Source organism: Sporosarcina contaminans, from assembly GCF_042679045.1.
Classification (GTDB): domain Bacteria; phylum Bacillota; class Bacilli; order Bacillales_A; family Planococcaceae; genus Sporosarcina; species Sporosarcina contaminans.
On sequence record NZ_JBHTLT010000131.1, the window covers coordinates 1 to 12,840 of the forward strand.

Genomic DNA, 12,840 nt, shown 5'->3' on the forward strand with positions numbered 1-12,840 from the left:
ACTCTGTTCGCTTATGACATGGCCAACAAGCAAAGCGCGTTAGCTTGATTATACAAATAGCTATGACTCTCAATTTAATGTGTCCAATTTCTTGACATAGTATCAGAGATTATGTTATAGATCAATCTAATAAAAGTCTTCAACAATCATACGCAATTCTTCTACAAATTTATTTCTGATAATATGAATTCGAGTGAGGTATTCCAAATATTTTGTGAATCGAGTAAAACAACATCATCCCTCAAAACAAAAAAAGTACCCAACCGGGTACATCTTACAGGGGCGAAAACACACCAAGTTTGAATTGCAACAACGAGTAGTTTTATTGTTTCTGCAACAACCTACGCATGTATTCACCAAAAATATTGGCGGCGTTTCTGTCGATAGCGATCTATATTCTCAACGCCTAAAGAATCTTTTCTATATTTATCTTTCTCTTGTTTACGAATTGTGAGTTCCTCTAATTTCTCCAAAGCAGTTTCGAATTCTTGATTGGTCATTTTATTGGTCGCCAGCATAGAACATAGATATGCGTAAGCAAGGGATGATGTATCAACCATCACATTAACATTTACATCTACGTCAGAATTTCCACTTTGACCAATTTGGGATTTGGTGAAGTCCATCTCCTTTATCGTAGAGCTGTTTTCACTTCTATTTCGATAATCACTCACGATTACCTCCCCCCTTTCTAAAAGAAAAAAGGCAGGATAGGTGTTATCGACCATCCCACCTTCTCACAGATGTCAGATTTCAAATCGTTGGGTTTGCTCTTGCTCCTGATCTGAATCAGCATCAGCGTCCGATTCAGCACGAACTCGAGAACGGGAGCGGGAATCAGAATCAACATCTATATCCAACCAAATCTTAGCATTACCACTATTTGTAATTCTCGCAATGTTTACATTCTTGTCTTGAATCCGATTGTCTACGTCTGTATCAACATCATTCCTTAAATCGTTGTCAATTTCGAAGTCGTTTTCAGCACGGCTGCGAGAATCCGAATTGGAATGGCTACGAGATTCCGATTGACTGTCTCTAAAGTCATTGAAGTCATTGTTTCTTTGTTCTCTCCTAATTCTCTGTATTCTACTCATTCGATCACCTCCTTTTACTGTTTTATAGAACCGTTGTAGTCAAATGCAGACTATCTCCTCACAGAAGTTAGTCTTCAAATCGTTGGTTTTGCTCTTGGTCTTGATCTGAATCAGCATCAGCATCCGATTCAGCACGTACACGGGAACGGGAGTCCGAATCAGAACAAACATCAATATCCAACCAAATCTTTGCGTTACCACTGTTAGTGACTCTTGCTACGTTTGTATTCTTGTCTTGAATCCGATTGTCTACATCTGTATCAACATCAGTCCTTAAATCGTTGTCAATTTCAAAATCATTTTCAGCCCGGCTGCGAGAATCTGAATTGGAACGGCTACGAGATTCCGATTGATTGTTACCGTGACCACGAAAGTCTCTATTTCCCCATACACTACTCATTGTTCTCACCTCCTTTATTTTTATAGTATAAATAGGCACTAACAATGTAGGAACCAATTCGATCTCGTCTAAACTCCCCTTTTCATTGGTTCCTTAGTAGAATATGGTTTCATGGCATTAGTGAGATAGGGACTAGCGGATTGTTTAGTAAATTTATTTATAATTAAGTCATTTAACCAGTTGCTTTTCCTTCTCCAACTATCCTTTCAAACAAAATTGTGTTTCTTCCAGATTAAATACCTATTTCACTCGCACAAAACGACAAACTCATTCGAAAAAACGATAATAATAGCTTTATATTATATCTATCTATATAATGAAAGTGCATTATTAAAAATATTCACTCATACTGCTAATTAATAGGGGAATCATTATGGTTAAACGATTTGATCCTACAAACCACCCTAATTGGCTTAAGCCTCATTCATTAGAATGGTATAGGCAGCTTAGTGAACAGCATGGCGCCTATACTTACCCTTGGCATTCGACTCTTACAGTGCCGAACGGGGAATCGATCTTCGATAAGGAAGTCATGGACAAAATTCAAAACAAAAAGGTATTAGACGTCGGATGCGGTCATGGCGAGTTTGCATTGAATTGCAGTGCTGTTGCCAAAGAAGTGATCGGCTTTGACATTACAGATCGTTTCATAGACAAAGCAAATGAAAATAAGAAAAGCAATTTGTCTTTCGTTGTGGGGAATTCAAAACATGGACTTCCATTTAAGCAGGAAGAGTTTGATTGCGCATACATACGGAAAGGCCCTACTTCTGCATACCTTCTTTTACATCAAGTCGTTAAAAAAGGCGGCATTGTCCTTGGACTTCATCCCGGAGATGATTCAGGGCGAGAATTGCCAATGCTGTTCCCTAACCTTTTTACACGAAATAACAACGGAACATTACATGCCATCAAGCAGCGCCTTCAAGCGAGCAAGTTTTCAGATTTTCAGATTGAAACGTTTAACAGCATTGAATATTTGCACTCGCCGACTGATGTAATTAGGCTATGTTGTTTTGGGCAAACACAAATTGTATATGATTTCATTTTCGATAACTGTATACACTTCATTGACAAAATATTTCAAGATAACGCAGTTACAGAGGGGTTGCCCATTACATCCGAACGCCATATAGTTCGAGCAATCATTTAAAGGTTAGGAGATTACTATGGCGAATTCATTTCATCATCTATCAAGAGGTGTTCTTATTCGAAACGGAAAACTATTGGTCGCGCATGCAATCGGGCAAAACAACACATTTCTACCTGGTGGGCATATTGAATTTGGTGAAAGCGCGAAGGTTACACTCATAAGAGAATGGAAGGAAGAATTAGGCATAGATTGTACGATCACTAAATTTCTTGGTGTAGTAGAACATAAATGGATGGCTAAAGGAATCTTACAATGTGAAGTGGATCAACTATTTGAAGTAAATTGCGATGCATTACAAGACGATCAAAACCCAAAGTCTCAGGAAGATCATATTGAATTTTTTTGGTCGGATGTCGAAAAACTTGATGAAAACAATTTACAGCCCTTCCCTTTAAGGAAATTACTAAAAAATTATATGAACGGCATAACAGACACTTGGTGGGCAAGCTCTTTAAATGACGAATTCGATGATTGTAATAGAAATGATTGAAAGCGAGTGTTACGATGCATGCACCAAAACAAATTGTAGACGTGTGGGATCAATTCAATGACTTCCCTATGGAAAGACTGACAAAGCTCTGGTTTTATAAGCAGGGCGCAAATAAAAAGCAACGCGATGTATCGTTAATGAAAGAACATCGAGAGCAATACGGCATTGCTGGAAACTGCTTTGACTTGTCAATATGGTTACTGCACGAACTCCATAATGCTACTATTGAAGCTTACCCGATTGGCCGTCACTTGGATAGCAAAAGTGCTCATGTTGCTATAATTGCCTTGGACGAAGCGGGAAATCGGTATTTATGTGATTTAGGAGATCAATGGATATGCCCTATTTTAATCGACAAGGAGCATGAGGAATTTACCGAAGAAAAACTGCCTAATTTTTTTCCTGCTGCAACTATTCAAGTGAAACAGGATGGGCCTATTTTACAAATACTCTACCATAGACCTAACGGCAAAACCTCGATGCAATTATATGACCTACAACCAATTGACACGAGAGATTTTTACCAAGCAGCAGAATATAATCAAAATCAAATAAACCAAGCCTTTAGTAGAGTGCAGAGTGCCTTATGGAAGTGAAATTGCTCATTGGGAGTTTAGCAATTGGGAAAGCTTTTTCAGCTGCAATAGCGGATTAATGAAAGAGCCAACATATAATTCGGTAAACGATTGGGCGGACAAAATACATGACATGACAGGATATAATAAACAATTTGTACGGACTGCTTTAAATTTATATAAAAATATTCGATAGAAGCTAAAATGTCTACCTAAACCAATATGTGTAATGTCAAAATTTAATAAAGGATTTTTCATAAGAAATGGCGTATTTATATGGGAGTGACTATTTCCATTAAGGGAGGCAAGTATATGGCGGAAGCGTTGTTAGATCATATCCACTATTTTAGAATACCTGTAATCGACCTCCAAGCATCTATAAAATGGTACACGGATCATTTAGGATTTTCAAAGAGATTTCACACTGATGAACTATCTGTAATGGAATTGTCATCCGGGCCTTTATTAGTATTGGTAACGGCCGACAAAGAATCGCGAGGGCATTTTACGATCAATGGACAACCAGCATTTTCGATAGGGTTTACCACTTCAAATATTGCGAAACTACATGAGCAACTTTCGTTTCTTGACGTGCAAGTCGAACCAATTAAAGAAGATAATGGGCACCATTACTTTTACTTTTATGATCTTAACGGCAACAAACTGCAAGTGCATAATTAGTGGACCATTCACCCTAACGATTTTCTATCAAAATGCAAATAAACTCAGCCAGTTTAAATCACCCATCCTGATTTTTCTAGTTAAAACATAAAACGTACCAAGGAACGAATCCCTTGGTACGCTTTTTACATCCCCATAAAAGATGCTATAAAAATTAGTATGATTGCAGCTGGCGCTAAATATCGAACGATGAATCTCCACGTCTTATGCAAAGCCGGGTTCATTCGAAGCTCATCTTCTGTGTCAGCAGTTGTCAGCATATGACCGGCAAATAATGATATTAAAAGCGCTCCGATCGGCATGCCAAATCTGCTCGTTAATATATCCGCAAAATCAAAGAATGTTCCACCGGGCATTTTCATTTCTGATAATATGCCGAATGATAATGCACTCGGAATACCGACGATGAAAATAAGTAATCCGGATAGAATAGCCATTCTTTTTCTTCCCTCATAATGATTGCGTATGCCAGTAGAAACAACAATTTCCAACATGGCTATCGCGGATGTCAACGTAGCAAATAACATTAATATAAAAAATATAATTATGAAAAATGCGCCGAAAGGGATTTCATTAAAAATAGCAGGCAATACGACAAAGATTAGTCCGGGTCCTTCAGACGGCGATTGTCCTAATGCAAAAACCGCCGGAAAAATGACAATTCCCGCCAATATTGAAATAATAATATTTAAGACAGAAACATTGAAAGCGGACTGCCCTAATTTTTCTTCCTTAGATAAATAAGATGCGTATGTCATCATTGCTGTCACACCGACACTTAGTGAAAAGAATGCTTGTCCAAGAGCAAGCAGAAATGTTTTGCCTGTTAAATAAGACCAATCAGGAACAAATAGAAAACGAATCCCTTCCATCGCCCCTTCCAACGTAACTGATCTAACAGACAATATGATAAAGAAAATAAACAATAATGGCATCATATAGCTACTTGCCCGTTCAATCCCGCCCTTTATGCCCCCTTGGACGATCCAAACAGTCAAAATCATGAATACCGCTTGCGCGATTAGGACTTCAACAGGGTTAGCTATGATTGAATTGAACATTTCTCCATAATCGGAGCGATTAAGCCCGAAGGTAATTGCTCTTGCCAAGTAAGAGAGAATCCATCCACCGACAACACTGTAAAACGAAAGCAATATGAACGAACTTGCTAAACCTAACCAGCCGATCCAATGCCATTTCCCGGTAGGAGACAGTATTTTCAATGATGTTACTGCGTCATGCTGACCGCGACGGCCAATTACAAATTCCGCCAATAAGATAGGCAAGCCGATAAGGAATGTACATAAGATGAATAAAATTAAAAAAACACTTCCGCCGTTCATTCCTGTCATGTACGGAAACTTCCAAATGGCCCCTAAACCGATTGCACTTCCAGCAGCAGATAAAATAAATCCAATTTTGGAAGTCCATTGTTCTCGTTGCTTCATTAAATCACTCACTTTATACATAATTGGATATTGAATTAGTATAACGTATTGTGAGTAAAAATTTCATATTTTAATTATTCAGTTATTTAATCATCTTATAAAAAACGAACCATCAATAACTCGTCTACATAATTCGACCCCGTTTTGAGCGACTGGTTCACTGTCCCATACAGCGTAAACCCATTTTTCTCGTACAGCTTAATTGCTCTCGTATTTGTCGATACGACTGTTAAATGGATTTGTTCAACTTCACCGATTTGTCTTGCAGTTTGAATCGCCTTTTCCATCAATGCAGCTGCAATTCCAAACCCTCTATATTCAGGCTTTACATACATTGCAACTATATTCACCCGATGGGATAATTTCTTTAGCTGTTCCTTCAATAACGTGACGCTTCCTACTAAACATCCATCCTGGAAAGCACCAAATGTATAAGAGTCATCCATTCCGAAACGAGTTTCATATTTGGCCGCCGATTGACGAACTTCCTCTTCGTAACTGCTCGCAAAAGCTTCCGGGCTGTTTTGCAATGCCTCTATTCTTAATTGATAATAATCGGATGCATGCTCAGGCTTTAACCGTATGATTTTCATCGAATTCCCCCTTTTTCCTATCGTATCTTGTTATTACAACAAGTCAACATGTATTAATAGGATGTTGCCTATATTTTCATAATAAAGATTGATACAATATATAATACCTATTAAACCAATATGGATGATTAAATATGAAAAGTTCTGTATAATTGGTAGAAAGATTTATGCCGTGGAACTGAAGAAAAGGATGTGTTCGTATGTCAAAAGAGTTATTCATAACGTCTGAATTGCAAAGAGAATGGCTTGAAAAATTAAAGGATATAAAGGATCTAATTGTAGAATCAGCAGAAAAAAACGATCGCAATGCTTCATTTCCAAAAGAGAATATCCAAAAACTAATTGAAATAGGCTATACAAAATTAACATTGCCGCAATCGTACGGAGGGGAAGGAATATCCGTTTCTGATATGGTTCTGCTGCAAGAAACACTTTCCTCGTACGACGGCGCTACTGCATTATCAATCGGTTGGCATCAAGGCGTCGTAGGCGAATTGTATGAATACAAACTTTGGGATGAAAAGAAACTGCAGCAGTTTGCCAATGAAATTGTTAACGGCGCGCTTGTCAATCGTGCGGTCAGCGAAGCACAAACGGGCAGCCCGACTCGTGGTGGGAGACCTCAAACGACTGCAGTGAAAAAAGATGGGGATTGGATCCTTAGCGGACAAAAAAACTTTACTACGATGTCCCCTGTTTTAACTCATTTCTTAGTATCGGCATGGATTGAGGAAAAGAATGGCATAGGTTTCTTTTTAATCGACCGGAACTCCGACGGCTTGTCTATAAAAGAGACTTGGAATATGGTTGGAATGAGAAGCACTGAAAGCCATGATCTCGTTTTAGATGCTGTGAAAGTTACCAATGACTGCTTTGTAGAATTCAGTACAGGGCCGCGCGGAGCTAAAGCAAACGGCTGGCTTCTCCATATACCTGCATGCTATTTGGGCATTGCACAAGCCGCAAGAGATTACGCCGTACAATTCGCTGTAACCTATCGCCCGAATAGCATTAAAGGTCCAATTTCCGAGCTCCCGAACGTACAAAATCATATTGGAGATATTGATCTCGAGCTCATGAAAGCACGACATTTCCTATACAGCGTTGCTTCTGCTTATGATGATCCAGCACGGCGCAAATTTATAAAACAGGAATTAGGCGCAGCTAAATCGGTTGTTACAAATTCCGCCATCCGGATCGTCGATCAAGCGATGCGTATTGTAGGAGCAAAAAGCTTGGAGTTAACTAATCCACTTCAGCGCTATTATCGCGATGTACGAGCGGGCTTGCATAACCCGCCCATGGATGATATGGTCATTTCCAAACTATCTCAAACTGCTATACACGAGATATTGGAAAGGCAGGAACAATGATAAAGAGACTTGTTATAACAGGCTATAAGGCGCATGAGTTAGGCATTTTCAACAATAAGCATGAAGGGATTCCCATAATCAAAAAGGCGCTTAAAAACCGCCTTCTGCCGCTTATTGAAAGCGGCTTGGAATGGGTAATCATTAGCGGGCAGCCTGGAGTTGAAACTTGGGCTGCAGAAACAGTGATCGAATTGCAGGAATCATATCCCGATCTGAAGTATGCAGTCATTACACCGTTCTTGGAACAGGAGAAAAATTGGAATGAAACCAAAAAAGATGCTTATCAATTCATTGTTTCCAATGCAGACTTTACGACTGCATTGACGAAGCGTCCATACGAGGCTCCATGGCAATTCATTGAACGAGATAAATTTCTATTGCGCAATTCAGATGCTTTACTAATTGTCTACGATGAGGAAAATGAAGGTTCGCCAAAATTCATGAAAAAAATGGCGATGAAGTTTGCAGACACGACAAATTATGAAGTGCTTACAATAACAGCGGACGACTTGCAATTGGTTGCGGAAGATTTGCAAAGACAAGATTGGGATTGAATTACAAACCAATATTTCTTCTTTGAAGTTTTTAAAACACACGAAACTCCTGCCATATTCAACGGCAGGAGTTTTTTACTTACTGATGCTTCTCCAAAAAGTCTAACATTACATTATACACTTTAATCTCATTATCTTTTTTCGAAAACCCGTGCCCTTCATCTTCCAACACTAAATATTCTACATCTCGCCCTTTCTCCTTCAGCTTGGCAACAATCTGGTCGGATTCTTCTTTTACGACCCTCGGATCTTTTGCGCCTTGGATGACTAACATCGGCTTCGTCATGCCGTCCAAATACGTCACTGGCGAATCTCTAGTGAACCTTTCCTTATCGCGTACCGGGTCACCTAACCAACGTTCCATAATCGGCTTCCAATGCGGAGGCACGGATTCAACAAACGTAAACAAATCGGATGGGCCAAAAATATCAACGACAGCTTTGAAATAGTCTGCATGACGTCCGTGCAGAAGCAATGCCATATAGCCTCCATAGCTTCCACCTACTAAAAATAGGCGATCACGGTCTGTAATGCCATTGTCGAAGAGCCATTCTATGCCGGCTATACAATCAAGCCTCGGCCCTTCTCCCCAATCTTGTTCAACTAACTTTGTGAATGCAGAGCCATAGTCTGTGCTCCCTCTAAAGTTTGGAGCAAAAATATGATAGCCTCGGTTCAACAAGCATTGGAACATCGAGCGGAACATTTTGCGTTCTGATGCTTGCGGACCGCCATGCGGCCAAAAAATCGTGTAGCCATTTGCTTGCTCAGGCTTCGCTTTGAAAAGGAGTGCCTCGATCTCCATTCCGTCAAAAGATCGGTAAACAATCACTTCTGGATCAACCATCTCCTCCGGATCAATACCTAATACACGGTTTTCCGTCAACTGCTTCCACTCCGACCCATCTTGTAAAGTGTATATATTCAAAGGTGAAGTTGCACTGCGTCCTAACAAATAGAGATTGCCGGATTTCGCAATATGAAGTTGCTCGATCACATCTGCCGGCAGAGCAATTTTACTTACCGCTCCATCTTCCATTCCGTACCGGTAAAGATTGTCTTGAACCCCTTTCGATGTAGAGAAAAACAGTTCTTTTTTCTCTTTATTCCACTTGATTGTTTGAACGCTTTCTCCTTCAACAGCAGCTACTTTTGAAAACTTTTTCGTCTCTACTTCATATTTCGCAATATACGTATGATCTTCTTCATAATCCGTTACAAAAAAGATCGTCTGTTCTTCAATAAATACAGGGTCGTAAGCTACATGCACTTTTTCATGATCCGGAGTCAAATAATGAATCTCCTCACCGGCTTTTACGAAACTGACAACATACGTATTTGCGAAAGCTCTTGTATAAACGAATCGCTCCTCTTTCTCAGACACTGCAGCTAGTTCCGTAGGAGACGTTTCTCCAATGTTGATCAATGTATCAATGTCCGTCTCCAAGTTTTTCATATGGGTATTTAAATACATCGGATTATTTGCGGAAGTTATGTAATAGACGCGTTTGCCATCATTGCTCAAATGACTAAAATAATACTTTTCACTTGTATCCCCAGTTATTAATGGTTCTGGCAAACCGCCTTCATATGGAATGGCATAAATTTGATAGTTCTCATCCCCGTCCTTATCAAAGCCCGCCAATACGTAACGATTTTCCGGATCGATTTTTATGAAATTACACGCTTCATCCTTTTGGGCAAATAAATAAGGGAAACCATTTTTTTGCAAATCAATTGCCCATAAGTTCATTTTGCCATTCAAATTAGAATTGAAAATGAGCTTTGTCTCATCTGCACTTACTGCAAAATTTGTAATGACATACGTCCTGAAATACTGTTCAACCGTCGGTGCTGCAAAATGAATCATCCCAATCCCTCCAATTTTTTCTATTTTACACATTATATCATTTAATGTTTATTTTTTGAATTTTTTTCGGACGGCTGCTAGTAGATTTAAACTTTTTCATTCAAATCTATTGTCACCTTTGCATAGAGTACGGTAGGGGGTGAGGATGTGTTAGATGAACAACAGACAACCAACCCACAAACAAATGGGATGGCTGTCACTTCCCTTGTGTTAGGAATTTTAGGGATTGTTTTAAATCTGATTTTTATTTTGCCTTATTTTTTAGGAGCTATGGCGATCATTTTTGGGTTTATTGGGACGAAAAATTCGAATGGAAAAAGCATGGCAGTAGCGGGCATTATATTAGGAGCCATTACGCTATTGCTCAAATTCCTGTTTTGGATGATCGTCATTGTGCTTGGCAGTATGTAAAAAATGTATTCAAAAAGCTGTCTGTTCGATTGTACGAGAGACAGCTTTTGCATTTTATGCCTTTTGTATTTGGCTTTCCGATAGATCACCGATGAATGGCAACTTGAACTCCTTGCCTTGGTATGCTTGATACATCATGAAAATCATGAGCGCAAATGACAATGGACTTAACAGCAGGCTTACGAAGTACCCAACGACAGGAATAAAACTAAAGACGATATTGATCAAAAAGATGGCGACAGCTGTGAATACTGCTTGGAAGGCATGAAAACGAATGAACTGACTCTTTTTTTCTATGAAGAGAAAGACGAGTCCAATGACAAAGATGTAGCAGAGCATAGCGCCAACATTTTCCGTTAATCCGACCGATGTTTGCTTTTGCTCATTGTTTTGTTCTTTCGTTGTCACTACTTGATTGGGAGTTGATTCTGCCTCCTTACGAATATTGTTCCCCTGTTCTTGTTCTGCCAAATTTACTTTCCCCCTTTTTCTATTTACTATATTGCCATCCAAGTATAATCATGCATGGGGCTATTTCGTTTTTGGCAAATCTGTCTTGTCTTTGCCATGGCGGAAATAAGAAGATGTTAGCTGATAGCTTTTATCGATTTTTTCCGCAATGAAATGTGTTCGTTCAAATAGAGTTGCCCGCAAGAAGTCCATTTGTCTAAGCAGCTTATCTATTAGGCCCTCTTGTTGCTCAACCCGTTCAGCAATCGTCTCTTGCGAATTTTTGTATGCCTCCAAGGATTCAACCATTTTCTCTTGTTTTCTCATAGAAAGATCCATCTTGGACAAAAGCTCTTTTTGCTCTTCCTCAAAACGCTCCAATCGCAATGCTATTTCTGCATTCGACTCGTTCACAACATCAATTTTTGCTGATAAAGCTTCATGTAATGCCACTTTTTCCATAAGAGTCTTTTGCAATTCTTCATTCCTTTTATCCAATCGCTTCATTGTCTGTACTGCATCATCTTCGAACCGATAACGTGCCTCATTGCTTTCCATTAGTTCGGCAAAACGCATTTTCGTGCTCTCCCAACGATCGGATTGCATCCGCCTTTGCCGCGCTAATTTCTTTTCCAGCTCACTATATTGTACATTCATCAAATCAAAAGCTTTTTTCTGTTCCTCTATCGCTTCACTTAAAGTATCCGACCGATACACCGTTTGATTGATCTCTTCGATTTGTTTGTCACTTTTAAATAAATTCTCATGCTTCTTATTAATAAACAGACCCATTTACTCACTCCCTCCCTTACTTGCTATTTCTCTATCGTATGATAAACAAATAACTTCTGTACAAAAGGAACATTCCATAAGATAAAAAAAACGCTCCTCTGCGGGAGCGGTACGCGAAATATTATTTTTCGAATACTTGATGGAGAATTTTTTTCGGTTCCACATTATTCAAATTTTTATATATACTATTGGTCGGTTTGTCGCGCATCGTACGCGAAAATGAGTTTGCTAATTCAGCTTCTCCAACAACATACACTTCTTTCCATTGTCGCTCTTTCTTCATTTTATCGACGATCGAGCCCATCTCCTTATAAAAGCGTTCCAAATTCTCTTTCAAACGCTGATCCAAGTCATCTGTATGGCTTCCTCCCGTGCCTCTTTGAAATGAAGAATTAAGCCCTTTTTGCTCTCTCCAAACTTCCAGTCCGGAATCAAATGAATACTTTTTTTCATCATTAATAAAACCCATTGCAGTATCTAAAATTCGTACCTCGCCAAAACTTGGTAAAATAATACCTGCTTGAGGATACGCTTTCAGCATATACTCCATTTGTTCAACGATTGGATGATCTTCCCAATAAAAGTTTGTTTTCACTTGGACTTGCACATAATGAACAGACCATAGCTCGGGTTCTGCTGACGCAAAAATAACGACTCCTTTGTTCAAGTCGTTTTGATGGTCTTCAATTTCCTTCATAACTTTATCTTTTACTTTTTTATATGCTTGAATCTCTTGTTGATCGTCCGATGCTTGAAGATACTCATCAATCCGTTTTAATCCATTTTTCAGTTGAATTTTCCAGGCGCTCTTTTGCTGTTCTGGATCGGCTGGATTCGTGTTCAAATACACACTTAACACACAGCGGGTATTACATGAAAATTCCTTTAGCTTTTTCAATTCTTCTGCAATGGACATGTATCCCTACCTCCTCTTAATATGCTTCTTACATGCA

General features: G+C 39.1%; 16 protein-coding genes. 7 read left to right on the forward strand and 9 right to left on the reverse strand.

Annotated features, from left to right (window positions below; all coding sequences use genetic code 11):
• Positions 1–353: 353 nt before the first annotated feature.
• The 3 genes from ACFQ38_RS17250 to ACFQ38_RS17260 form a co-directional block, all read right to left on the reverse strand.
• The gene (locus ACFQ38_RS17250) at positions 354–674 is read right to left on the reverse strand and encodes a hypothetical protein (RefSeq protein WP_336823395.1); all 321 of its coding nucleotides are present in this window, start codon (positions 672–674) and stop codon (positions 354–356) included.
• A gap of 72 nt (positions 675–746) precedes the next feature.
• Entirely contained in the window at positions 747–1,097 is a 351-nt protein-coding gene (locus ACFQ38_RS17255) for a hypothetical protein (protein ID WP_336823396.1), read from the reverse strand.
• 67 nt (positions 1,098–1,164) lie between these two features.
• On the reverse strand, positions 1,165–1,497 hold the full coding sequence (locus ACFQ38_RS17260; RefSeq protein WP_336823397.1) for a hypothetical protein: 333 nt from the start codon (positions 1,495–1,497) through the stop codon (positions 1,165–1,167).
• A 373-nt stretch (positions 1,498–1,870) separates the two neighbouring features.
• On the opposite strand from ACFQ38_RS17260, the gene ACFQ38_RS17265 reads away from it, so the two are divergent.
• The 4 genes from ACFQ38_RS17265 (at position 1,871) to ACFQ38_RS17280 (ending at position 4,396) form a co-directional block, all read left to right on the forward strand.
• Entirely contained in the window at positions 1,871–2,650 is a 780-nt protein-coding gene (locus ACFQ38_RS17265) for a class I SAM-dependent methyltransferase (protein ID WP_381482501.1), read from the forward strand.
• A gap of 16 nt (positions 2,651–2,666) precedes the next feature.
• Positions 2,667–3,140 (forward strand): NUDIX domain-containing protein, encoded by a 474-nt coding sequence (locus tag ACFQ38_RS17270; RefSeq protein ID WP_381482503.1) that lies wholly within the window; start codon positions 2,667–2,669, stop codon positions 3,138–3,140.
• A gap of 14 nt (positions 3,141–3,154) precedes the next feature.
• On the forward strand, positions 3,155–3,736 hold the full coding sequence (locus tag ACFQ38_RS17275) for a hypothetical protein (RefSeq protein ID WP_381482505.1): 582 nt from the start codon (positions 3,155–3,157) through the stop codon (positions 3,734–3,736).
• Between the two features lie 291 nt (positions 3,737–4,027).
• On the forward strand, positions 4,028–4,396 hold the full coding sequence (locus tag ACFQ38_RS17280; RefSeq protein WP_336823401.1) for a VOC family protein: 369 nt from the start codon (positions 4,028–4,030) through the stop codon (positions 4,394–4,396).
• A 125-nt stretch (positions 4,397–4,521) separates the two neighbouring features.
• Here ACFQ38_RS17280 and ACFQ38_RS17285 read toward each other — a convergent pair whose 3' ends face one another.
• Positions 4,522–5,844, reverse strand: a complete 1,323-nt coding sequence (locus tag ACFQ38_RS17285; RefSeq protein WP_381482507.1) for a sodium-dependent transporter — start codon at positions 5,842–5,844, stop codon at positions 4,522–4,524.
• A 95-nt stretch (positions 5,845–5,939) separates the two neighbouring features.
• On the reverse strand, positions 5,940–6,437 hold the full coding sequence (locus ACFQ38_RS17290) for a GNAT family N-acetyltransferase (RefSeq protein WP_381482509.1): 498 nt from the start codon (positions 6,435–6,437) through the stop codon (positions 5,940–5,942).
• Positions 6,438–6,637: 200 nt separating this feature from the next.
• On the opposite strand from ACFQ38_RS17290, the gene ACFQ38_RS17295 reads away from it, so the two are divergent.
• On the forward strand, positions 6,638–7,810 hold the full coding sequence (locus ACFQ38_RS17295) for an acyl-CoA dehydrogenase family protein (RefSeq protein WP_381482511.1): 1,173 nt from the start codon (positions 6,638–6,640) through the stop codon (positions 7,808–7,810).
• Positions 7,807–8,364, forward strand: coding sequence for an SLOG family protein (locus tag ACFQ38_RS17300; RefSeq protein WP_381482513.1), 558 nt, complete (start codon positions 7,807–7,809; stop codon positions 8,362–8,364). The genes ACFQ38_RS17295 and ACFQ38_RS17300 overlap by 4 nt, the downstream gene beginning before the upstream one ends.
• 79 nt (positions 8,365–8,443) lie before the next feature.
• Here the strand turns inward: ACFQ38_RS17300 and ACFQ38_RS17305 are convergent, their stop codons facing one another.
• A complete protein-coding gene (locus ACFQ38_RS17305) occupies positions 8,444–10,234 on the reverse strand; it encodes a S9 family peptidase (protein WP_336823406.1) in 1,791 nt (596 codons plus the stop codon).
• A 147-nt stretch (positions 10,235–10,381) separates the two neighbouring features.
• On the opposite strand from ACFQ38_RS17305, the gene ACFQ38_RS17310 reads away from it, so the two are divergent.
• Positions 10,382–10,645, forward strand: coding sequence for a DUF4190 domain-containing protein (locus ACFQ38_RS17310; protein WP_336823407.1), 264 nt, complete (start codon positions 10,382–10,384; stop codon positions 10,643–10,645).
• Between the two features lie 54 nt (positions 10,646–10,699).
• Here the strand turns inward: ACFQ38_RS17310 and ACFQ38_RS17315 are convergent, their stop codons facing one another.
• From ACFQ38_RS17315 to ACFQ38_RS17325, 3 genes are all read right to left on the reverse strand, one after another.
• Positions 10,700–11,116 carry a DUF4870 domain-containing protein gene (locus ACFQ38_RS17315; RefSeq protein WP_381482516.1) on the reverse strand — a complete coding sequence of 139 codons (417 nt, stop codon included), beginning with the start codon at positions 11,114–11,116 and terminating at the stop codon, positions 10,700–10,702.
• Between the two features lie 60 nt (positions 11,117–11,176).
• Positions 11,177–11,887 carry a hypothetical protein gene (locus ACFQ38_RS17320; protein ID WP_336823409.1) on the reverse strand — a complete coding sequence of 237 codons (711 nt, stop codon included), beginning with the start codon at positions 11,885–11,887 and terminating at the stop codon, positions 11,177–11,179.
• Between the two features lie 121 nt (positions 11,888–12,008).
• Positions 12,009–12,803 carry a VLRF1 family aeRF1-type release factor gene (locus ACFQ38_RS17325; protein ID WP_336823410.1) on the reverse strand — a complete coding sequence of 265 codons (795 nt, stop codon included), beginning with the start codon at positions 12,801–12,803 and terminating at the stop codon, positions 12,009–12,011.
• Between the last annotated feature and the right edge of the window lie 37 nt (positions 12,804–12,840).